Annotated in this window: 24 protein-coding genes; 20 read left to right on the top strand and 4 right to left on the bottom strand. The window is 32.4% G+C overall.

All coding sequences use genetic code 11. The features are described 5' to 3' along the window. From Q0870_RS08220 to Q0870_RS08125, 20 genes are all read left to right on the top strand, one after another. Positions 1–1,206, top strand: coding sequence for an efflux RND transporter periplasmic adaptor subunit (locus Q0870_RS08220; protein ID WP_298554347.1), 1,206 nt, complete (start codon positions 1–3; stop codon positions 1,204–1,206). A 2-nt stretch (positions 1,207–1,208) separates the two neighbouring features. Beyond that, positions 1,209–1,622 carry a transcriptional repressor gene (locus Q0870_RS08215; protein WP_298554346.1) on the top strand — a complete coding sequence of 138 codons (414 nt, stop codon included), beginning with the start codon at positions 1,209–1,211 and terminating at the stop codon, positions 1,620–1,622. 156 nt (positions 1,623–1,778) lie between these two features. Further along, positions 1,779–2,273, top strand: a complete 495-nt coding sequence (locus Q0870_RS08210) for an isoprenylcysteine carboxylmethyltransferase family protein (RefSeq protein WP_298554344.1) — start codon at positions 1,779–1,781, stop codon at positions 2,271–2,273. A gap of 22 nt (positions 2,274–2,295) precedes the next feature. Continuing rightward, positions 2,296–2,889, top strand: a complete 594-nt coding sequence (gene merTP, locus Q0870_RS08205) for a mercuric transport protein MerTP (RefSeq protein ID WP_298554342.1) — start codon at positions 2,296–2,298, stop codon at positions 2,887–2,889. Continuing rightward, positions 2,889–3,095 (top strand): GDCCVxC domain-containing (seleno)protein, encoded by a 207-nt coding sequence (locus Q0870_RS08200; protein WP_034043606.1) that lies wholly within the window; start codon positions 2,889–2,891, stop codon positions 3,093–3,095. The genes merTP and Q0870_RS08200 overlap by 1 nt, the downstream gene beginning before the upstream one ends. A gap of 11 nt (positions 3,096–3,106) precedes the next feature. After that, positions 3,107–5,071 carry a heavy metal translocating P-type ATPase gene (locus Q0870_RS08195; protein WP_298554341.1) on the top strand — a complete coding sequence of 655 codons (1,965 nt, stop codon included), beginning with the start codon at positions 3,107–3,109 and terminating at the stop codon, positions 5,069–5,071. An 89-nt stretch (positions 5,072–5,160) separates the two neighbouring features. Continuing rightward, positions 5,161–7,035 carry a P-loop NTPase fold protein gene (locus Q0870_RS08190; RefSeq protein WP_298554339.1) on the top strand — a complete coding sequence of 625 codons (1,875 nt, stop codon included), beginning with the start codon at positions 5,161–5,163 and terminating at the stop codon, positions 7,033–7,035. Positions 7,036–7,409: 374 nt separating this feature from the next. After that, complete coding sequence (locus Q0870_RS08185; protein WP_298554337.1) at positions 7,410–9,206, top strand: ParB/RepB/Spo0J family partition protein; 1,797 nt, start codon at positions 7,410–7,412, stop codon at positions 9,204–9,206. Between the two features lie 259 nt (positions 9,207–9,465). Then, on the top strand, positions 9,466–9,627 hold the full coding sequence (locus tag Q0870_RS08180; RefSeq protein WP_298554335.1) for a hypothetical protein: 162 nt from the start codon (positions 9,466–9,468) through the stop codon (positions 9,625–9,627). A 36-nt stretch (positions 9,628–9,663) separates the two neighbouring features. Beyond that, positions 9,664–10,209, top strand: coding sequence for a hypothetical protein (locus Q0870_RS08175; RefSeq protein WP_298554333.1), 546 nt, complete (start codon positions 9,664–9,666; stop codon positions 10,207–10,209). Between the two features lie 623 nt (positions 10,210–10,832). Continuing rightward, positions 10,833–11,186, top strand: coding sequence for a single-stranded DNA-binding protein (ssb, locus tag Q0870_RS08170; RefSeq protein WP_034043616.1), 354 nt, complete (start codon positions 10,833–10,835; stop codon positions 11,184–11,186). A 77-nt stretch (positions 11,187–11,263) separates the two neighbouring features. Next, positions 11,264–11,644 carry a DUF6876 family protein gene (locus Q0870_RS08165; RefSeq protein ID WP_034043618.1) on the top strand — a complete coding sequence of 127 codons (381 nt, stop codon included), beginning with the start codon at positions 11,264–11,266 and terminating at the stop codon, positions 11,642–11,644. Positions 11,645–11,655: 11 nt separating this feature from the next. After that, on the top strand, positions 11,656–11,853 hold the full coding sequence (locus Q0870_RS08160; RefSeq protein WP_034043620.1) for a hypothetical protein: 198 nt from the start codon (positions 11,656–11,658) through the stop codon (positions 11,851–11,853). Positions 11,854–12,251: 398 nt separating this feature from the next. Further along, a complete protein-coding gene (locus Q0870_RS08155) occupies positions 12,252–12,647 on the top strand; it encodes a BfmA/BtgA family mobilization protein (protein WP_298554326.1) in 396 nt (131 codons plus the stop codon). Positions 12,648–12,651: 4 nt separating this feature from the next. Continuing rightward, positions 12,652–13,680: a MobB family relaxase gene (gene mobB / locus Q0870_RS08150; RefSeq protein WP_298554619.1), complete on the top strand. Its 1,029-nt coding sequence runs from the start codon at positions 12,652–12,654 to the stop codon at positions 13,678–13,680. A gap of 1 nt (position 13,681) precedes the next feature. After that, the gene (locus tag Q0870_RS08145) at positions 13,682–15,274 is read left to right on the top strand and encodes a type IV secretory system conjugative DNA transfer family protein (RefSeq protein WP_298554323.1); all 1,593 of its coding nucleotides are present in this window, start codon (positions 13,682–13,684) and stop codon (positions 15,272–15,274) included. 49 nt (positions 15,275–15,323) lie between these two features. After that, positions 15,324–15,923 (top strand): DUF4062 domain-containing protein, encoded by a 600-nt coding sequence (locus tag Q0870_RS08140; RefSeq protein ID WP_298554320.1) that lies wholly within the window; start codon positions 15,324–15,326, stop codon positions 15,921–15,923. Continuing rightward, positions 15,910–17,418: an RNA-binding domain-containing protein gene (locus Q0870_RS08135; protein ID WP_298554317.1), complete on the top strand. Its 1,509-nt coding sequence runs from the start codon at positions 15,910–15,912 to the stop codon at positions 17,416–17,418. Before Q0870_RS08140 ends, Q0870_RS08135 begins: the two co-directional genes overlap by 14 nt. Positions 17,419–17,676: 258 nt before the next feature. Then, entirely contained in the window at positions 17,677–18,183 is a 507-nt protein-coding gene (locus Q0870_RS08130; protein ID WP_298554314.1) for a restriction endonuclease, read from the top strand. Further along, positions 18,180–18,644 carry a hypothetical protein gene (locus tag Q0870_RS08125; protein ID WP_298554311.1) on the top strand — a complete coding sequence of 155 codons (465 nt, stop codon included), beginning with the start codon at positions 18,180–18,182 and terminating at the stop codon, positions 18,642–18,644. The genes Q0870_RS08130 and Q0870_RS08125 overlap by 4 nt, the downstream gene beginning before the upstream one ends. Positions 18,645–18,712: 68 nt before the next feature. Here Q0870_RS08125 and Q0870_RS08120 read toward each other — a convergent pair whose 3' ends face one another. The 4 genes from Q0870_RS08120 to Q0870_RS08105 form a co-directional block, all read right to left on the bottom strand. Next, on the bottom strand, positions 18,713–18,982 hold the full coding sequence (locus tag Q0870_RS08120; RefSeq protein WP_298554309.1) for a hypothetical protein: 270 nt from the start codon (positions 18,980–18,982) through the stop codon (positions 18,713–18,715). Between the two features lie 100 nt (positions 18,983–19,082). Further along, positions 19,083–19,913, bottom strand: coding sequence for a DUF4138 domain-containing protein (locus Q0870_RS08115; protein ID WP_298554306.1), 831 nt, complete (start codon positions 19,911–19,913; stop codon positions 19,083–19,085). Further along, complete coding sequence (gene traM / locus Q0870_RS08110) at positions 19,910–20,839, bottom strand: conjugative transposon protein TraM (RefSeq protein ID WP_298554303.1); 930 nt, start codon at positions 20,837–20,839, stop codon at positions 19,910–19,912. Before traM ends, Q0870_RS08115 begins: the two co-directional genes overlap by 4 nt. Then, positions 20,820–21,443, bottom strand: coding sequence for a conjugal transfer protein TraK (locus Q0870_RS08105; protein ID WP_298554300.1), 624 nt, complete (start codon positions 21,441–21,443; stop codon positions 20,820–20,822). The genes traM and Q0870_RS08105 overlap by 20 nt, the downstream gene beginning before the upstream one ends. Between the last annotated feature and the right edge of the window lie 9 nt (positions 21,444–21,452).

Below are 21,452 nucleotides of genomic sequence, written 5' to 3'. Positions count from 1 at the left end.
ATGAAAAACACACGATATATAATCTTAACATTACTTGCAGTTTCACTTTTAGTTGTTGCATGTGGAAATAAAGAAAGTCATAAAGAAGGCGATGGTCATGAACACAATGAAGATGCAAAGCCAGAAGCTGAAGAAGCCCATAGTGATGAAGAAGAAGTGATGCTTTCACAGCAACAGTTTGACGCCTTAAAAATGAAAACTGACACCTTGGTATTGCGCAATATGAGCGGTTATGTAGAAGCGAATGGCACATTGGAAGTGCCACCACAAAACGAAGCTGCAATAACTTCTGTAGTTGGTGCTAATGTGGTATCTATAAAAGTTATTGAAGGCGATAAAGTTAAAAAAGGTCAAGTGGTTGCATATCTATCACATCCTAATATTATAAAAATGCAGACTGATTATTTGAATGCTTTTAGCAACAGTAATTTTTTAAAGAAGAACTACGAGCGTCAACAAAAATTAAATGATGCAGGAGTTGGCTCTGGTGCAAATTTTCAAAAAGCCGAAGCAGAATATGATGCCTCTAAAGCGATGGTAAACGGATTGGAAGCCCAATTGAGACTATTAAACATAAACACGTCATCAATACGAAATGGAACAATTGCTCAAAGTATATCATTAAGAAGTCCAATAGAAGGCTTTGTCCAAAAAGTTGAAGTTAAAACAGGACAATATGTTGAGCCACAAACCGAACTTTTTGAAATTGTAAACACGCATCACGTTCACGCAGATTTAATGGTGTTCGAAAAAGACGTTTATAAAGTAAAGAAAGGTCAAAAAGTGATTTTCAATTTACAGTCCAATACAGAAGAAGATCTTACAGCTGAAATCTATTCGGTAAGTAAGACTTTTGAAGATAATCCTAAAGCACTTCACGTACACGCTGAAATTGAAAACAAAAAAGGGAATCTAATTCCAGGGATGTATATAAGAGGTAAAATTCAAGTTGAGAATACAGAAACTAAGGCATTACCAGAAAGTGCTATTATAAAAGAGGGCGATAGGTTTTATGTTTTTTCAGTAGAAAGAGAAAATGAAGATTGGAGTTTTAAACCTATTGAAGTGCTTTTAGGGGCAAAAGATGGCGATTGGATTGCTGTTCAATTTACTGAAGAGCAAGATAAAACCATGAAATTTGCTTATAATAATGCATATTATTTAATTGCTGAAATGAAAAAGGGCGAAGCAGAACACGAACATTAATTATGGAAACAATAGAACAAGTATTAGAGTCGAGAGGCATTCGTGTTACAGCAATGCGTATGTTAATTTATAAGTTTCTTGCAGAAAAAGAGGTAGCTGTTACTTTAAGTGACATAGAAAATGCGTTTGTAAAAGCAGATAGAACTACATTATACAGAACTATAAAAACTTTTGAGGAAAAAGCGATTGTGCATCAAATAGATGATGGTACTGGGATTACAAAATATGCGTTATGTGAACAAGGTTGTAATTGCGATATAAAAACTGATTTGCATTTACACTTTCATTGTAATAATTGTAATGAAACCATTTGCTTAACAGACCATAAAATACCTCAAATAAAAGTACCTGATGGTTTTGTTTCAGAAAATGTAAACTTGGTTGTAAAAGGTATATGTGATAAGTGTAGTGGATAATAATTGCACTTCCATTGCATTGGTTTTTATAGCATTTTTGTATCACCATAATTAATATAGGAATCAATGCTTTTATTCATTTTCTTTATAATTTACTTTCTATTTGTATTTGTAATCAGGTTAATTTTATTAAAAAATAAAACAGGCATTAATCCATTGACCTTTAATAAAACTGATGATGCTCACGGTTTTAATGGAAAGGTATTTACCGTAATAACTTTTATGGAATTAGTTGTTGTTGGAATCTACGCTTTTAAGATTGAATGGTATAAATATTTACTTCCTTTTTGGTATATAGAAAATGAAATTTTATCCATAATTGGTTGGGGATTTTTAATTATTTCTCTAATCATAGTTTGGATTGCTCAATCACATATGGCTAATTCGTGGAGAATTGGAATTGATGAAAAGAATAAGACGAAACTTGTAACTAAAGGATTATTTTCATTTTCCCGTAACCCAATCTTTCTCGGAATTATGATTGCGAATACGGGATTGTTTTTGGTCATTCCAAATGCTTTTACACTATTGATAATTTCATTATCAACTATAAGTATAAATACGCAAATTAGATTAGAAGAAGCATTTTTAGAACGAGAGTTTGGTAATGATTATTTAGCGTATGTAAATAAAGTAAGGCGTTGGATATAAATATTAAATAATTAAAGTAATTATGAAAAACAAATTAGTCATCACTAGTTTACTAACGGCAATTACGGCTTCATTGTGTTGTATCACACCTGTTTTGGCTTTAATTGCAGGAACAAGTGGTGTAGCTTCAACTTTTTCTTGGATAGAACCATTTAGACCTTATTTAATAGGACTTACAATATTAGTACTTGTCTTTGCTTGGTATCAAAAACTGAAACCAGAAAACGAAATCGATTGTGAATGTGAAACAGATGAAAAACCAAAATTTATTCAATCAAAAACCTTTCTAGGGATTATTACAGTATTCGCAATTATAATGTTGGCGTTTCCATATTACTCAAGTATTTTTTATCCAAACACAGAAAAGCAAGTCATAGTAGTTGATAAATCAAACATCAAAATAACAGAATATAAAATAGATGGAATGACCTGTGCGAGTTGCGAAGAACACGTAAATCATGAAGTAAATAAACTCAACGGAATTATTAACTCAAATACTTCATACAAAAAGGGTAATGCAATTATTGAATTTGACAAAACTAAAACCAATAAGAGGGAAATTGAGAAAGCAATAATTTCAACTGGTTACAAAATAACTGACAAAATAGAAAACTAATGAAAATTATATTAAAATCAGTAATCACTTGCCCAAACTGTGGTCATAAAAAAGAAGAAGATATGCCAACAAATGCTTGCCAATTCTTCTATGAATGTGATAACTGCAAAACGGTAATGAAACCAAAAGAAGGAGATTGTTGTGTGTATTGCTCTTATGGTACAGTTCCTTGTCCACCAATTCAACAAAACAAAAGTTGTTGCTAAAACAAAACTTGATGAAAAAAAAGAAAGTTAATCTAAGAGATTTAAAGCCAGGTTCTGATGGACAACATAGTCACGATGATGGTCATAACCATAGCAGTCCTAAAAAAGTTTCAAATATTGAAACCTATTTACCAGCTATTTTCAGTTTCGTAATGTTGATAGTTGGAATTACTGTTGATTATTTTGAAGTATTTCCACATTTTTCTGGTTGGATTCGTATTCTTTGGTATGTTATAGCTTATATTCCAGTTGGATTTCCTGTTATAAAGGAAGGCTGGAAAAGCATTAAAAGTGGCGATTTTTTTACCGAGTTCCTTTTAATGTCTATTGCTACCATAGGAGCATTCATTATTGGCGAATATCCCGAAGGTGTGGCAGTAATGCTTTTTTATGCGGTTGGAGAATTATTTCAGAGTGCAGCAGTCAATCGAGCAAAAAGTAATATTAAAGCATTGCTCGATGTACGCCCTAATGAAGCTTTAGTATATCGGAATAATGATTACATTTCTGTAAGTCCAGAGACGGTTGAAATTGGAGAAAAAGTTCAAGTCCGTGTGGGAGAAAAAATTCCTTTAGACGGTATTCTACTTTCCGAAAAGGGTTCATTTAATACAGCGGCATTGACAGGCGAAAGCAAACCTGATACGATTGCAAAAGGCGAAAAAGTATTTGCAGGGAGTATTAATATGGATGATGTTATAGAAATCGAAACCACAAAAGAGTTTAAGGATAGTTCAATTGCTCGAATTCTCGATATGGTACAGAATGCCACAGCGCGAAAATCAAAAACAGAATTATTCATCAGACAATTTGCTCGAATTTACACACCCATTGTTGTTTTCTTGGCTATAGGTGTTACTTTCATTCCTTACCTTTTTGTAGATGATTATGTGTTTAGAGATTGGTTGTATCGTGCCTTAATATTTTTGGTTATATCCTGTCCTTGTGCTCTGGTTATATCCATTCCATTGGGTTATTTCGGTGGTTTGGGAGCAGCTTCTAAAAATGGAATTTTGTTTAAAGGAGCTTCGTTTTTAGATGCCATGACCAAGATAAACACATTGGTAATGGATAAAACAGGAACGGTAACAAAAGGTGTCTTTAAAATCAAGGAGATTAAAGCCATAAATTGGGATGAAAAAGAGTTTATGAAATACCTTATGGCTATGGAAGAACAATCCACACACCCAATCGCGAAAGCCATTTTAGAATATAAAGATGAAGGTGCAGATTATGAGGCTTCCAAAGTATCTGAAATAGCAGGAAAAGGTTTAAAAGGTATCGTAAATGGTAAGACTGTTTTAGTTGGTAATAAAGCCCTAATGACAGCGAATGAAATTAATGTTTTAGAGGAAACCGAAACCATTGTAGAATCGATTGTTTTGGTTGCTATTGATGACAAATTTGCAGGTTATGTGGTTATTGCAGATGAATTAAAAGAAGATGCAAAAGAAACGATTACAGCATTGCATAAAGTAGGTGTCAAAAATATAATGATGCTTTCTGGAGATAAGGATTCCATTACCCAAAAAGTAGCTTCCGAATTAAATATAGAAATTGCTAAAGGCGGTTTGTTACCAGAAGATAAATTAAATGAAGTTGAAATTTTAAAACAAGACCCTAAAAATAAGATTGCTTTTATAGGCGATGGTATTAATGATGCACCAGTTTTAGCAGCAAGTGATGTTGGTATTGCAATGGGTGGTTTAGGAAGCGATGTCGCCATTGAAACAGCAGATGTTATTATTCAAACCGACCAACCTTCAAAAGTGGTAAAAGCCATTAAAATTAGTCGTTCAACCCGAAAGATTGTGTGGCAAAATATCATACTCGCATTCGGTGTTAAAGTGATTGTTCTAATTTTAGGCGCAGGTGGTTTAGCAACAATGTGGGAGGCAGTATTTGCAGATGTTGGTGTTGCATTGTTAGCAATATTGAATGCGGTTAGATTACAGCGCATGAAATGGGTTGATTAAAAGAATTGAAGCTATAAATAGTATAAGATTAATTTTTATAAATTAATCTTATACTATTGTTTAACTTGTAGAGCTAATATCTTTTTTAAATGAATTCCGAAAATATAGCTTCAATAGTTGTAGAGTATATAGAAACGCAAAACACCCAATATGCCTTACTTCTTAACGGTGGTTGGGGAACAGGAAAAACATTTTTCTGGAAAGACACATTATTACCATTAATTCAACAAAAGAATCTTGATACCATCTACATATCTCTTAATGGAATAAAAACCATAGATGCGTTACAAAAACAACTTTTCTTTAAGCTTATACCGTATTTTGATAAAGCTCAAAACAAAACATTAAAAGCATTAGCAACAATTAGTGGTAATCTTATAAAATCGGCTAGTAAAGCTTTTATAAAGGTTGACCCATCTGATTTGTTTCAAGGTATTGGTGTAGATAATTTTGATTTCTCAAAGAAATTTATCTGTTTCGATGATTTAGAACGCTGTAGAATACCAATGAAAGAATTGCTAGGTTTTATAAATGGTTTTGTAGAACACAAAAATCTTAAGTGCTTAATTCTAGCTGATGAGGACAAGATTTTTGAGACAGATGAAAATCAAAAAACAAATTACTACAGCATTAAAGAAAAAGTTATAGGACGAGTCTTAAATTATAAGCCAGAACTTAAAAGTGTAATTCCACAACTTTTTAATAAGTATGAAAACGATAAAGCTTTTTTATTGTTTTTGAAAAAGAACGAAAACTACATATTCCGAATATTTGATGAGCAGAAAGAAGATAACATAAGGATTATTTCATTTTTCCTAGATAGCCTTCAAAATGTTTTAAAACGTATTATTGATATTGAAGATGAATTAAAAAAAGAATTACTGTTCTTAACTGCTATTCTTTCTATTGAATTTAAAAGAGGCTTTTTAAAATCCAATGAATCCCATGACTACAAAGGATTAGGTAACACTACTTATTTCTGGTATCAAGAAGTAGAATCAGATAGACTAAGAGTTAATATTCTAGGCAAGAAAGAAGAGCCTGAAAAGGAAAAAACTTATGCCGAAACATTTTATCTAAAGTATGTAAGTAACAGATTAGAAGATTATCATTTCTATGAGAGTGCTTACACTTACGTGCTATCAGGTTATTTAAATGTTGATAAGCTTTCTAAAGAATTAGAAAAAAGAAAACCAGAACAACCGACAAAGGAACAAGAGGCTTTTAGTAATCTTATGAGTTATAATTTTAGGAAATTTACAGACGATGAGTTTGCAACCTATACCGCAGATGTATTAAAGTATTTAGAAGAAGGTGCTTATAGTATGTATTCTTATGAGCAATTATCTGGCTTCTATCATTTCTTTGCAGAAAAAGGTCTAATAGACTATACAAATGATGAAATAGAAAAAAAGCTATTCACAGGTATTCAAATTGCTTCAAAAAAAAATGAAATAGACCGTAGGTTTTACGATAATATGATTCATTTTGAAGTAAGCAATCCAATTGTACAGCCTATAAGGGATAAGATTATAGAACTTCATACTGCACTTGATAAAGAGTTAGTAAAAGAGGAAAGTAATCAACTTATTGAAGTACTTACAAAGGAGGAATACGAAAAACTAGACGAGCTTTTTAAAGATAAAAAATTCAACAAAGATTTCATAGCATATCTAGACGGTCAGGTGCTATTTCAAGCTTTAAATAAAAATACAAATCAGTTTTTAACATTATTTAGAAACGAAATTAAAGAAAGGTATAAGCATACTAATGTTAAGATGTTCTATCCTAATGATTATGAATGTTTATACCAATTGCATCTAGCAATTCAAAAGCATTTAAATGAAAATGAAATTCCAACTCTACGGAAGTTTTTATGGGAGGAGTTAGAAACTTTGCTAGATAATACATGTGAAGCATTAAAAAAAGATGATGCCGAGTTAGGTACTGAATTTAAAAGTTAACAAGCCATTCAGCACATTTCCCTACATTTTGTTGCTCTACATTCCAAGAAAAGAGCTTCACTAACAGAGATCTTGGACACAATTCCAAAGTTTTAGATTTCCACTTCGCTTAATCCTGCCTAATCCCAAAACTTTGGGAGCAGGAACACTACATTCCCAATATAAAATTTTGAAATAGCGTCCGCTTAAAAGAGGGAGAGATATCTATATCAATATCGGTACAAAGATAAACTCGCAAAATATTATCATCAAAAGACTACGGCATAAAGCCAACGCCTCGTCCACAACTCATTTATTCCGTTTCCTTTTGAGCAGAAATTTTGTCTTCCGTTTGGGTTCTGCAAAAATATTGTTTAATCTAAAATTTAAGTATTATGACAACAAAAGCAAGTACTGTAAGCAAAAACGGAGAGGCAACAGCCACCGTTAAAAATGAAGTCAAGAAGAAATTGACACAAAGCGCCAATGGACTTCAAGTTCAAGAGCTAAGTATCGGCAGGATTATTCCAGACTCGATGCAACCAAGAAAAACCTTTAACGAGGAAGCTCTTAAGCAACTGTCTGAAAGCATCGAAGAACACGGTGTTCTGCAACCTATTACAGTCCGAAAATCTGGAAAAGATTACATCATCGTAATGGGAGAGCGTAGGTTTCGCGCAAGTAAATTGGCAAAAAAGAAAACAATTCCGAGTATCGTAAGGGAATATTCTAATAATAATGTTCTGGAAATTCAAATTATCGAAAACCTACAAAGACAGGATGTTGAACCTACCGAAGAAGCAGAAGCAGTAGCATTCCTAAGCGAAAAATATTCGCCAACGGAGATTTCAAAACGGTTTGGAAGAACAGAAAACTTTGTAAGGCAACGTTTAAAATTAGCAGGTCTAATTGAAGGTTTTAAAGTATTTGTTCGTAATGGCGAAATGACTATTTCGTTAGGAGTAGGTGTTGCGCTTTTCGAGCCAGAGGAACAGCAAATGATGCTGGAAACAATGGGAGAAGAATTTAATGCACATCAAATTAATCAGATGATTAAAAACCAGACCTATGATTTAGAGAAAGCACCTTTTGATGTAGTCGATGAAAAACTGATTACTAAAGTTGGTGCTTGTACAACATGTCCGTTCAACGCAGCAAATCAAGGTAATTTGTTTGGCGATGGTAAAATGGTTTGTACAAAATCAGCTTGTTATGAAACAAAGAAGAGCAAGTCGTTTTTGAACTTGATTGAGAAATCGAAGAAAAAGAATGTACTATTGATTCCTGAAATTCGCAAGTATTGGGCTGATGACGACAATAATCAGCTCATTATATCGCAATTGGAAAAAAATGGAATGAAAGTCTATCTTCTGGATGATGTTGAAATAATTGAAGAACCAATTGAACCAACAATAGAAGCAATTAAGACAGAATACCAACATTATGACTATTCTGAAGATGAGCTAAAAACTGAACTTGAAGAAGCGATTGAGAATTACAAGGAAGAGTTGGAAACATACAATTCTGCAAAGGAAAATGGATTTGTAAATGGCATTATGTTTCATCCAAAAACGTATGTACACAAAGTAGTTTTTGTGAAGATAAAAGAAGATTCAAAAACTGAAAATTTTACATATTCTGAACCAATGGCCAATAGAAAAATGGCGGATTGTACACCTGAAGAACAAATTGTAAAAATCAATGAAAGAGAAATTCGTAAAAGACACATTGAGCATAACAAGCAGTTTGAGGATATGGTTCAGATGATTCGCCAAACCGATTATATTGAAAAGAAGAAAGCACTTTCAACAGATGAAATGGTGGCTTTCTCATTAACGGTATTTGAAAACAATGTGGATTATGTAGGTCGACAAAAACACTTTTCGAAATTATTGGGCAACACATCTAAGAAGACTGATGTGGAAACTGTCGAGAACTTCAAAAAGAATTTCAAAAAGGAAACCTTTTATAAGTTGATTCGGTACATTCTTACCAAGCAAGTACATTTTGGCGAAAGCAATCACGTTAATAACCTGACAAACATTTCATTCTACAATGCGATGCAAGGGTATTATAAAACCAAAATTGCCAATATTGAAAAGGAATATGTAGAAGAGAGAAACAAGCGTGAAACACGTTTGAAAGAGCGAATAGGAAATCTTGAAAAGAAAATTCAGAAATTAAACGATTAGCTTTTGTTGTTGGAAGTAAGGGTCAGCATTCGTGCTGGCTCTTATTTTTTTTATATAGTCGTTCATGAAAATGGGTAAGTAGAAAGTATTCAATCAATATCAGCGCAAAGGTAAACTCGTAAAATACACCCATCAAAAGACTACGGCATAAAGCCTACCCATCATCCAACGCTTATTTATTCCGTTTCCTTTTGAGCTGTGATTTTAGCTTCCGTTTAGTTACTGCTCAAATATTGTTTAATCAAAAAATCTTAGAATTATGAAACACGTATCCGAAAAACCCAACATGTCATTACAAGAAGTAGAAGAACATTATCGAGTAAGTAGTGAAAATTACGATGTCGATAGTGGAGAAAGTCATTTAGCTTATTACAGAGAAAAGCATCCTGCGAATTATCAAGTACTATTAGATAGTGTTTAACCTGCCTGTCGGCAGACAGGTTTAAAATCTCACATCATGGAAAATTTAAAAGTAGTTCAGTTTGATTTCGGTTTTGAATGTAAGCCGATATTAGCAAAAGAAAAAGTAGTAAAACCAACTAAGGAGGATAAGAGCGATTTCGTTTTCGATTTTATGGATTGCCTTGCTAGTCCAATTATTGTTTTTAAATCCGCATGGCAAGACACCATACCAAAAGACATACTTGGAAGGATAAAATTATCAAGAATCATTTGCTCAATGACACATGAAAAAATGGCATCACTTACAGAGGCTTTAGCTTACATAATGCCCAGAACATATGAAGCACCTATGCAAAGAGAATGGGCAAATATTTACACATGGTTAGGACTTCAATATGCAATGCAGAACAAAAGTAAAGACCAACTAGAAGCTATGATTGAAATAGCACCAAAAGAGCTTTCGGATTATGAAATGGGTATGCTGAATAATCTTAGAAAATGGATTTATGATAAACGACGAAAAGCTCTAAAAGACATTTTGAAAAAGAACAAAGTTTCCAAAAACGATGGTATTCTAGATATTCAAGAGAAGCTGTTTTAAAATAAAAATTCAAATAATAGGAAGATTATCTTACCATCCCATTCAGCACATTTCCTTCCATTCCGTAAAAACTACATTTCAGAAAAAGAGCTTCATTATCAAAGGTCTTGGACATAATCCACACTTTTGACTTTTCATTCCGTTAACCCTTTCCGATTCTCTGGAAAGGAACACTTCATTACAAGTAAAAAGCGCGAATCAAGTCCGCCAAATAAGGAAAAATGTATTTGCATTTTGTTCCACTTCCTATGATTTTGTATTTCACAAAGAATTTAGAATCACTTCCGTAATCCAACGCCGTCATACCTTTTTTTGACAGCAAAATAACAACATTCAGCTTTGAACGACAGCATAATCAGGCTCGTGCCTCGCACTTTTTATATGTCTAAACAAAGCTGAATATCGAAAGCACTAAGCAACAAAAAGAAGGTAACAGCGTCGGCTCTATGGGAAGTAAATCTAAAATGAATCTTATGAAATCTTACAAAATCAATAAAAAGGAAGCGGAACAAAAGTTAAAAAAACAAAAAAAGGAAAACGCTTTGGATATAATAAGTAAATCAATAACAAAGCCTTTCTGAATAGTTCAGATAGGTCAATATTAATCTTTAAATTTTTTAATTATGAGTACTCTGAGAAACAAAGTACAGTTAATTGGCAACGTAGGAAACGAGCCAGAAATCACAAACCTTGAAAGTGGAAAGAAAGTTGCAAAATTTTCAATCGCTACAAATGAATCTTATAAGGATTCTAAAGGCGAAAAAGTGACAAACACCCAATGGCACAATATTGTAGCATGGGGAAAGATTGCCGAAATCGTAGAGAAATATGTTGGCAAAGGAAAAGAAGTAGCACTTGAAGGCAAATTAACCTCACGCTCTTATGAAACTAAAGAGGGAGAAAAAAGATACGTTACCGAAGTGGTCGTAGATGAAATTCTTCTTTTAGGAATTAAAGGCGATAACGCTACGGAATAATTGAAAATTAAAAGAGAGCGTTCCTATGGAAAGATGCGCTCTCTTTTTCATTATTAATCTTATTAAATAGAATTACAATGAATGATAAAGTTAACAAAATAAAAGCCGATTTGCAACATTTTTGTGGTACAGAAATGTTCTTTAAAATTCCATTAATTGGAACTCGTTTTACAGATGGATTAAAATATTTAGCCAACGAAGCGGAATGCTTTTGGTTGATTACAGATGCATCCGTAATTGCAAAAAGTTTATCGAACAGAAGTGAATTTATTACCATCGATTTTAAACGACTTTCTGAAAAGGAACAGTTTGAAAAGCAATGTGAAGCCATCATTAATTATAGTGATGGAAATGATAAAATTTTTGAAACGCACCGATATAATGTAACCGATTTTCCTTTGGATGAATTGCGATTATTTTTTGTAGATAATACGCTGATGCTTCCAAGTGAATATTAAATTTTTGAGATATGATTTATATTAAATTTCAAGATTTGAGTTCGGAAAAGCAAGAGGAACTTTTACAAGTTTCAAGAGAACACGTTACATATCTTTATGGAGATTCCATTAAAAAGTATGTTGACGAAACTGGCGCAGATTATGATAGCCTGATAGACGAAGAAATGATTAAAAATTTATACACTTACAGTTATGTTTTTAACATTTAAAAGATTTATAATTGAATTATTAACCCAGGACCTCTAATTATTTAGAGGTCTTTTTTGTCATGTTATTTTATATTCTGCAACAAAAAGAGCCATTCCTTAAAGATACTTTTAAACTTCAAGAATAACACTCTTAAAAAATCGAATTACAATTAGCAATCGTTAAAAAGCCATTACATTTTTGGATGAAATGGTATTTTTTTTGTCCAGCGAGCTGGACGAAAAGGAATAGCAAGAGGGTAACACGCTAGCGCGATGTTATATATATTGATTTGATATTCAATTCATTGAATATCAGTTGTTTATTTGGTTTTTGAACACTTATTTGGATAGCTATATTCCAAAAGTTTATTGAAAACCATGCGAAATGCACCAGAAACATTGAAAAAGTTTATTGAAAAATGAAAGTTAAGAACAAATATGAATACGACTATTTAGCAATCAATTTAAAGCGCCATGTGGTAAAGCGTTTTCGTAAACTATCAAAAAAATTTGCTAAACCACAATCGGAAACTTTGGATGCAATGGTCGATTTTTTTGAATGGCACGGGTTCTCGCCATTTGATAAAAAAGAGCCAAGTCTTTTGATTGAACTATTAAAGAATCGTAAACGTACTGAAGCAGTAATTGCGATTATAAAAGACATCGAAAAGAACCATGACAAACCAACAACTGCAATGTTGCAATCTTTATTTATGGAGTTTGAACCAAAGAAAGAAAAATTGATTTTAGAGAAAGAGATCAAAGAGAAGGAAGTACTATTTGTAGAAAAAAATGATTCAAATAATCAATTATAATATTATGTATATCACAATCACAGCTCAAAAATTAGGAGGAGATTATTCACAAAGTTCTGCGGATTTTGCTGAGTATCTGGAGAAGGAAAATCAAGGTTTGGAGCAAGAAGATGTGGAACATTTTTTCAATCAATATGGAGATGAAATTGACGCCAAAGAAGTGGTAAAAGAAATCGATGGCAATACTGCAAAACTCAAAAAGAAAGAACCTAAATTTTATTCAATTACAGTTAGTCCTAGTAAATATGAATTGAGAAAATTACAGAATAATTCTGAAGATTTAAAGAAATATACCAGAGCCATAATGAACGATTATGCAAGGTCCTTTAATCGAGAAATTAATGGTAAGCCAATAACCGTTGACGACATAAAGTATTATGCGAAAATTGAGCATCAACGAAAATTTAAAGGCACAGATAAACAGGTAAAAGAAAACCAACCTTTTGCCACTAAAATACTTCAGCTAAAAACTGACATTCGGAAAATAGAGAATCATCAATTAGATGGAAATATTAAAAAAATGAAATCCCAAATAATTAAACTTGAAGCCGAAGCACCACACCAACAAAATGGAAAACGAATTGTTCAAGGGATGAAAAAAGCGGGTAATCAAAGTCATATTCATATTATCGTGAGTCGAAAGGATGCATCAAATTCTGTGAGTTTATCGCCAGGATCTAAATACAAAGCTTCAGAAGTTACGATGAATGGAAAATTAGTAAAACGTGGATTCGACAGAGATGCATTTTTTACAAAAGCAGAAAGCACGTTTGATAAAACTTTTGGCTATAAACGCAACTATGCAGAATCCTATAAATCGAAGAAAGATTTTATTAAAAATCCAAAGCTGTACTTCACAACATTGTTAGGATTGCCTGCAAGCGAAAAAGCAGTTGCTTTTAAAATGCTTGCTAAATCTGGAGTACCCATTGCAAGTATTCCAACAAATCAAGTCCAAATAGCGCTTAAAACCATAAGGTATTTAAAACGTGGTGTGGACATAGCAATTAAATCAGGTTCAATAGGTATATAAAATGGAAATACAAGGAATCACATTTACGATTGGGTTATTATTTGGAATGAGCTTAGTGTTCTCTAGTCTTTTCAAAATGACCCGATATGCTTTTTTTATAAATCTTATTTTAACTGTAATTTGCTTAGGACTACTTTTTAAATTAAGTCCTTATTTAATGCATTGGGTTATCCAGCTTCTATATATTGGTTGTCCGCTTTTACTGATTAATACAGTTTTATATGTATTTCTTCACAAGGAAAATGAAATTTTGGATTCCAATGATAAACACCAAGTTCATTTTAAAGTAAAGCGTGGAAATTTCAAAATAAACAACATCAAACGAGGCGCTTCAATTATTGGTTCTGCAGGAAGCGGAAAAACAGAAAGCGTCGTTTTTAATTTTCTTCAGCATTTCAGCAAGCATAAATTTTCTGGTGTGATTCACGATTACAAGAATTTTGAAATCACAGAAATGGCATTTCCCTTATTTGAAAAAAACGAGATTGATTTCAAAGTGATTTCATTCGATAATATTCATGATCGAGTGAATCCAATTGCACCAAGATATATGACCAATGAAGAAAGCGTAAATGAGGTTGCAAGAGTACTTATAGAAAACTTATTAGAACAAAGAGAGTCCGGAAGTATAGGAACAACAAAATTTTTCAATGATGCAGCAGAAGGCTTAATTGGAGGATTGATTTGGAAGTTAAGAACCTCACATCCGCAATATTGTACATTGCCACACTTAATAGCTGTTTACCAATATCTCAATACTTCAAGTCTAATTGCATTTTTGAGTAAGAATACAACATCGAGAGCGATGGCTGATGCTTTTATTAGTGGTAAGGATTCGGACAGACAAACGGCTGGTGTAAAAAGCACTTTGGCCAATGCGCTCAAAAAAATAAGTACCCAACGTATTTTTATGACCTTATCCGCAGATGATGTTCCATTAGATATAAATAGTCAGGAACAACCTTTAGTAATTTCAGTAGTCAATAATCCGAAATACGAGACTGCCTATTCGCCAATTATAGCAACTATTATTCACACGATTACAAAGCAAATGAGTGTGAGAAATTCTAATGCTTCGTTTTTATTGATGGAAGAAGCACCAACGATTAGATTGTTGAATATGCATAGAATTCCTGCCACATTACGTAGTTATGATATTGCTACGATTTACGTGATGCAAGATAAAATTCAAAACGATATGATGTATGGCGATAAGGCAAGTAAAGCGATTTTAAGTAATTTATCCTATCAATTCTTCGGAAAGGTAAACGATCCAGACACAGCGAAATATTACGAACGCTTTTTTGAAATTGTAAAGAAAGAAACTACAAGCGTAAACAGAGGTCATAATCTTAATTTTGATACTAGAATTACAACAGGAGAGCGTGAAGTAGCTAAAATTAGAGCTGATGTGTTTTTCAGACTGAAAGAAGGCGAATTTATTACGTTCGCTGATGGAAAGGACAGGAAAGTACAATTTAAACTTCAAAAAATTGAAAAGCGATTACCAACAAAACAACAAGACTATTCTGAAGCTGACTTACAAGCTAATTTTGATAGGGTTTATGAAGAGGCTAGGTCGATATTTAAATAGACCTGTTACCTTTATCTAAAAAATACATTTATTATCTTTAAAGTTTTATTTGAAGAAAAAAGAAATTAAATATATGGCAGAAAAACCTTTAAAGATAATGTTGTCTTCAACGGTATACCACTTCAAAACTGAAATTGAACAAATTTTCGGGATATTAAAAGGTTATGGATATGATGTTATTTGTTCTCATATGGGAACTGTTTACAACATTCCTGGAAAATCGCCAACCGAATCTTGTTTAAAAGCAGTTGAAGAATGTGATTTTTTCTTTGGAATAATTTTACCGCATTATGGGTCTGGAATAACACATTTAGAATTTCAGAGAGCAATAGAATTGGATAAGCCTAGAGGTTTTTTGGCTCACAGTTCTGTTACATTTGCTCGTACTTTATTAAAGCAATTTATGTATGATGAAGATGGTAAAAGAAATGACTTTAAATTGTTAAAGAAGACACCATTAATGGACGATTTAAGGGTTATTGATATGTATAATGAGGCTATTGGAGACGGAGAGCCAATGGAAAAACGATTGTGGGCGCATGAGTTTTATAAGTTTGCAAAGGATGGCGCACCGTTTGTTGCAAGTCAATTTGAGAACAAAACCAGACTTACTAACGATTTAAATGCTTTAAAGGATGACAAGAAATAAAGAAATAAAGGACATTCTTAAAGAAGGCGAGACTAACGCCATAGAATTTAAGATAAATGCTAATAAAAAACCGATTGGTAATTCTGTAAGCGCGCTCTTAAATTCTGAAGGTGGACGAGTTTTAATAGGTATTTCAGATAAAGGAGAAATAAAAGGAATAGATAATGTTGAACAAGTTAGTGAGGATTTAAGAAAACACCTAATTGAAGAAATAGTTCCGGACACACCCATAGATTTATCGATTGAACACATTAATGATAAAGCCATTATTATTCTTAAAGTTTCCGAAGGAAGCAAGCAGCCTTATATTTATGATGGTAATATCTACTATCGTAGAGGTTCTAATACGGTTAAAGCTACTTCAAAAGAAATATCAAGATTAATACATCAAAGAGAAGTTGATGAACAACATTGGGAGCGACAAGTTTTTTTAGGATTTGCTTGGGATGATTTAGACCATAAGCTTATTAAGAATACATTAATAGAATCTAAAGAAAATTATAGAAGCAGTTATCAAGGTAATGATTTACAAGAATTTTTAAACCATTATGGTTTAATGACTAATGGTGCGTATACTAATGCTTGTGTAATTTTATTCTCAAAAAATACATCTAAGTTTCTTCCACAATCTAGAGTTAGAATAACGGAATATGCTAATAGCAAAACTGATAATAGTCTAATTCGTGATGAAGCTTTAGAAGGAAATCTATTTGTTTTAAGAGATAAGCTTGAAAGTTATATTTACAATTTAGGAACAAAGAGTCATTTTGATGATAAAAATTGGAAACGAATAGACTTTAGATATCCAGTAAAAGCATTACAGGAAGGAATTATTAATGCTTTAATGCATAGAGACTACAGTAGTTATAATAGTCAATTAACCATAAGCATATATCCTGATAAACTTGTTATAGCTAATAGTGGTAAATTACCTGAAGAAATTGCTATACGAGATTTAAAAAAGAATCATCGCTCTTTTCCTGTTAATCCAGATATCGCTCATATTGTTTTTCTCAGAGGTTTAATTGATAAACTAGGAAGAGGAACAGTTAAGATAAATGAAGAATGTAAAATTGCAGGACTTAAATCCCCAACTTGGAAACAAAGTAAAGGAGAAGTTATTTTAACTTTTAATGGACCTCTAGCTTCTGTAGCTAAAAGACATTCTGATTTAAAAAATAAAAACATTGATGCGACAAATGATGCAATAAGTGATGCAGTAAATACTGCAATAAGTGATGCGATAAATGATGCAATAAGTGATGCAACAAATGATGCGGTAAAAAGTAGACTTAAACAAGAACTTGTTTTACTTTATATAGAGGAAAGCCTAAGTTTAAGAAGTCTTCAAGATACTTTTGATGTTGGTAGAGCAACTATGCAAAGAGATATGACTTTAATGAATGAACATAAACTTATAGACTTCATAGGAGCAAACAAGACTAGAAAGTATGTTATTAATAAAGAGTTATTAGAGAAATTGAAATCTATTTAAACTGTTAGCGAATTAATAAATAGTAATGAGGTAAAAAAACTTATTAAAAAGAAATTTAATTTTCTGAAAACTTTTTAAAAATGGCTTTTACGATTCAAGAAGTTGATTTAAGTTTAGGTGGTCTAATAGGTGGTCTAATAGGTGGTCTAATAGGTGGTCTAATAGGTGGTAAATAAATGGTAATTCTAAATTTATTAAAAGGTAAAATGACGTATTTAAACTAATTGCTAAAATAAAGCATTAATAAAAAAGCCATAAATGAGATTAACTTTTGATGAAATAGAGGATGATAAAGTATTTGAACAATTAACAGCCTCATATTTCCGCGAACTTAAAGAAATACCAGATAACAGTATTACTAATGTTCTTGTTCATGAAACTGGAGAAGGAACTGATGGTGGGAGAGACATATTAATTGAGTTTGATCTCTCGGATGATATAAAAGTTTTTAAGAGGAGATGGGTAATACAATGTAAATTTAGAGAAGATTCTGTATCGCCTTCACATCTCAAATCTATTAATATACCCACTTTAATTCACTCATATAATGCACAGGGTTATTTACTTGTCTGCAAAAAGACTGCAACTTCAGGAGTTACGGAATTATTTGAAAGGCTAAATAATCAATGTAAAGATAAATACCATTACGAATGTTGGAATGGAAGTCAGTTTTTAAGTAAACTGATTTTACAGGAAAAAATTCAAAAGCTTTTTTTTCCAGAATACTATGAGTACATACAAACCTTTAAAAATAAAGTAAAATGAGAACATTTATATCATATTCAATTAATGATACAGACCAGTACCTTTTAACTTTGCTTTCGAGTGAACTTTACAAAAAAGGTGTTACAATTACGCAGAGCAATGATTTTCATTTAGAAATGAGTTCATTAACTAAAGTTAATATCAATAAGTCAAATTTATTTATTGGAATAATCACAGGTCAAGGTCAGGAAAGAGACAGGGTTTTAAAAGAATGGCAATTGGCAAATGTATCTAATGTTCCATCCATATTAATGATTGAGAATACTGTTCAGATAGATCCAAATTTCAAAAGTCCATATATAATTTTTGATAGAAACTATCCTCAAAAAGCAATTAACCAGTTAGACCAAAATATAACAAAATTAAAAAAAGAGATAGATAAAAACCCAAATGCTTTAGCTTGGATTTTAGGTGGTGCAGCGTTGTTATCGATTTTTGGACTATTATCATCCGATGATTAATTAAGTCACTACAAAAGGATAACTTAAAATTTTCTGGTTTCTCTCATGTGGTAATAACTTGAAACTATTTAAAATGGACCTCGTTCCCGTGGCTTCTTGCTAGTTACTTTCCATTGTCCATTCTCTTTGACCAGTTTAAAAACACCAGGACTTTTATCATAGGATGAATTGTATTTTACCCAAGCCAAATCGCCTTCTAATGCTTCATCTAATATTTCTACATTGGCATCTTTATCTTCATCTGGTATCATGTCTTGAATCATAATTAAGCCAGTATAACCGTCAGAAGTGGTGTGCTTTTTTAATGTAGAATTGTCCTTTTTATAGAAACTTTCCACAACGATTTTAGCTGTTTCGGTATGAGTCAGATTTTGTTTTTCTGCACAAGAGAAAATTAGTAATGCGAGAACGGAAGTGATTAATGTTTTCATAATATTATTAATTTGGGTTATTGATATATTTATGTGATACTTTCATTTCTATATTTCGTTCGCCATCTTTCTCGTTTAATTCTAAAATTACCCTTCTGTCATTAGATAATGAAAATTTGGGCATAACATATATAAGTCTTACCGTTTCATTTACCACAATTTTCGAAGGCAGATGATGTTTAAAAATAGGCTCTATGTACAAACGTTGTAAAGATTTCTTTTTTCCTTTTTGTCGAGTCTCGATAGAAAGGTTCAAGAAATTTAAATCGTAATCCAAAGTAGAATTATTCCTAATTTGAATAACGAAGTAGAGCTCTTCTTTATCAAAAACAATATTTTCAAGCCTCATTATAACACCGTTATTTCGTCTTGTGTGTCTTCCTAGATATTGTCTTCTATCAAGAAGATAAGAGCAGAATTTTTGATAATAATACGTATCATTATCAATACTTTTTTCAGAAGTTTCAGTCTGAATAGAGTCTGCCAATTTTGGCTTTTCATTCCCAATACTGTTAGATAATGGGACAAAATAATTGAGTTTTGAAAGCTGCGCTTTATACCTTACAATATACGAAAAAATTGAGCCATTTCTATTGATTACCAGCAGATTACTTTCTTTTCCTGGTTGGGCTTGCAGTAAGCCGAAATATTGCTCTTTTTCACGATTGTAAGTGAATACAAAATTTTCTGAGCCAGTAATGCCTTGTCGTATAGGCTCTGGAAAAAAGAGTGCGACATTTTTGCTGTCGTTTGCATAAATAGTATCAAGGATTTCTGTTGTTTGTGCTTCCACTAAAGTGGCAAACAATACGGATAATATAAATAGTATCGGTCTCATAATTTAGGTTTTAAAATAAGTTTATAATTGTTCAGTACAGTAACCTTTACGTTTCGGTTACTACGTCTTAATACTTTTGTAATGCCACCAACTTGCGGAACAGTCGGGATATTGATATCGCCTATAACATCGTCCAGAACTTCACTGGTCGCTTCAGCTCTAAAGTTGTTTTCTACATAAATGCCTTCACTACCATCCTGTAAATCGAAAGCTTTAAGCTTTGTGGGATGATGCTTAATGTTTTCTATCTCAATTAATGCACGATTAGGTTGAAAACTGATAAAGCCAAAAACAGGCGTGTTCTTTTTCATTAGTTTGCCATTTATTGTTGCAGCTTTTGTAAGTCGCATTCTTAATCTGGTATTCGCCTTTACAACTTGGTCGCCATCAACAACCACATAAATGGTAGCATCTGTGTTACCAATAATTGCAAGCTCATTGGGTTTGGGTGCAGTAGCAAAAAACAATTGATGTTCTAGGCTCAATTCTTTGGCTTTGATTTTAAGTTCTCTTAGTATTTCTGAAGAATCAATTTCTACAGTTTGCTTCTTCTCAACTTTCTTTTGTCCGAAATTTTGATATCTTTTTTCGGAATATTGAATTTTACCTGCATTGTAAATACTATCTACAATACGTTTCTTTTCACGCTCTGGAAGATCTGGATCGTAATAGCCTAATGAATCAATTAGTTTTTCATCATATATACTCGGTGCATTGTTTTCACGCACTTCTTTTAAATCATTAAGAGCGTCCAATTTAGAATCGTACTCTTTTTGGTTTTCTTCCAAATCTGGTATTAAGGTCTGTTCAAGGTTGTCATTTTCATTGTCATCATCGCCCATTACCATCACGGAATAGGAAATCAGGAATATGAAAACAATAGCCAATACTGCAATAAATACTATTTTATTCTTTTCTATTTTCATCGCTTAGTTTTTTTAAAGTGTTTTCGAAGTAATTTGTAATTAAAAGTCCATGTGGATTGTTGGGAAAGTTTCGGTCAACCATAATTAGGTTTCCGGTGGAAACTAATTCATAAGTATCTACTATAGAACCTCTATTGATTTCAAAAATGGTCGTTGTAGTAAAACCATACGAGCCATTATTTTCTGTTATCTGAGAATCGATACTCAGTACTTTTTGCACTAAGGAATATTGCAATAATCGATTATAGACACCATCAGCTTTTTTCTGGCGATATAGATTGTCGACTGAACTATTACCAAGCCAAAGCGCTTTTTTCAGATTCTTTTCATAGTTACTTGCATCAATGTTGTAGAAGTAATTGTGAAACAATTCTAAATGTGCCAAAGCTTCAACTTTAAAATTTTCTTTTTGGTTAACGAGCTTCAGCGGAATGATACTGCCATCTGTATTAATGGCAAATGCGCTATTCATCGCATTTTTGTTTGTGGTAAATGCCATCCAAACTGAAAAACTACTGGATAGCAAAGCACAAACCACTACTGCTAAAACGATAAATCGATTCAGTTTTAAGACGTTGTAAATGTTTTTATAAGGTGTTTTCATTGTGAGTTG

The organism is uncultured Algibacter sp., from assembly GCF_947487575.1.
GTDB lineage: Bacteria > Bacteroidota > Bacteroidia > Flavobacteriales > Flavobacteriaceae > Algibacter_B.
This window is presented reverse-complemented; position numbering and strand designations above follow the sequence as displayed.

Coding starts and splice junctions, on each gene's coding strand:
- Q0870_RS08220 (WP_298554347.1), top strand. CDS start 1: ATGAAAAACACACGATATATAATCTTAACATTACTTGCAGTTTCACTT.
- Q0870_RS08215 (WP_298554346.1), top strand. CDS start 1,209: ATGGAAACAATAGAACAAGTATTAGAGTCGAGAGGCATTCGTGTTACA.
- merTP (WP_298554342.1), top strand. CDS start 2,296: ATGAAAAACAAATTAGTCATCACTAGTTTACTAACGGCAATTACGGCT.
- Q0870_RS08200 (WP_034043606.1), top strand. CDS start 2,889: ATGAAAATTATATTAAAATCAGTAATCACTTGCCCAAACTGTGGTCAT.
- Q0870_RS08195 (WP_298554341.1), top strand. CDS start 3,107: ATGAAAAAAAAGAAAGTTAATCTAAGAGATTTAAAGCCAGGTTCTGAT.
- Q0870_RS08190 (WP_298554339.1), top strand. CDS start 5,161: ATGAATTCCGAAAATATAGCTTCAATAGTTGTAGAGTATATAGAAACG.
- Q0870_RS08185 (WP_298554337.1), top strand. CDS start 7,410: ATGACAACAAAAGCAAGTACTGTAAGCAAAAACGGAGAGGCAACAGCC.
- Q0870_RS08180 (WP_298554335.1), top strand. CDS start 9,466: ATGAAACACGTATCCGAAAAACCCAACATGTCATTACAAGAAGTAGAA.
- Q0870_RS08175 (WP_298554333.1), top strand. CDS start 9,664: ATGGAAAATTTAAAAGTAGTTCAGTTTGATTTCGGTTTTGAATGTAAG.
- ssb (WP_034043616.1), top strand. CDS start 10,833: ATGAGTACTCTGAGAAACAAAGTACAGTTAATTGGCAACGTAGGAAAC.
- Q0870_RS08165 (WP_034043618.1), top strand. CDS start 11,264: ATGAATGATAAAGTTAACAAAATAAAAGCCGATTTGCAACATTTTTGT.
- Q0870_RS08160 (WP_034043620.1), top strand. CDS start 11,656: ATGATTTATATTAAATTTCAAGATTTGAGTTCGGAAAAGCAAGAGGAA.
- Q0870_RS08155 (WP_298554326.1), top strand. CDS start 12,252: ATGAAAGTTAAGAACAAATATGAATACGACTATTTAGCAATCAATTTA.
- mobB (WP_298554619.1), top strand. CDS start 12,652: ATGTATATCACAATCACAGCTCAAAAATTAGGAGGAGATTATTCACAA.
- Q0870_RS08145 (WP_298554323.1), top strand. CDS start 13,682: ATGGAAATACAAGGAATCACATTTACGATTGGGTTATTATTTGGAATG.
- Q0870_RS08135 (WP_298554317.1), top strand. CDS start 15,910: ATGACAAGAAATAAAGAAATAAAGGACATTCTTAAAGAAGGCGAGACT.
- Q0870_RS08130 (WP_298554314.1), top strand. CDS start 17,677: ATGAGATTAACTTTTGATGAAATAGAGGATGATAAAGTATTTGAACAA.
- Q0870_RS08125 (WP_298554311.1), top strand. CDS start 18,180: ATGAGAACATTTATATCATATTCAATTAATGATACAGACCAGTACCTT.
- Q0870_RS08115 (WP_298554306.1), bottom strand. CDS start 19,913: ATGAGACCGATACTATTTATATTATCCGTATTGTTTGCCACTTTAGTG.
- traM (WP_298554303.1), bottom strand. CDS start 20,839: ATGAAAATAGAAAAGAATAAAATAGTATTTATTGCAGTATTGGCTATT.
- Q0870_RS08105 (WP_298554300.1), bottom strand. CDS start 21,443: ATGAAAACACCTTATAAAAACATTTACAACGTCTTAAAACTGAATCGA.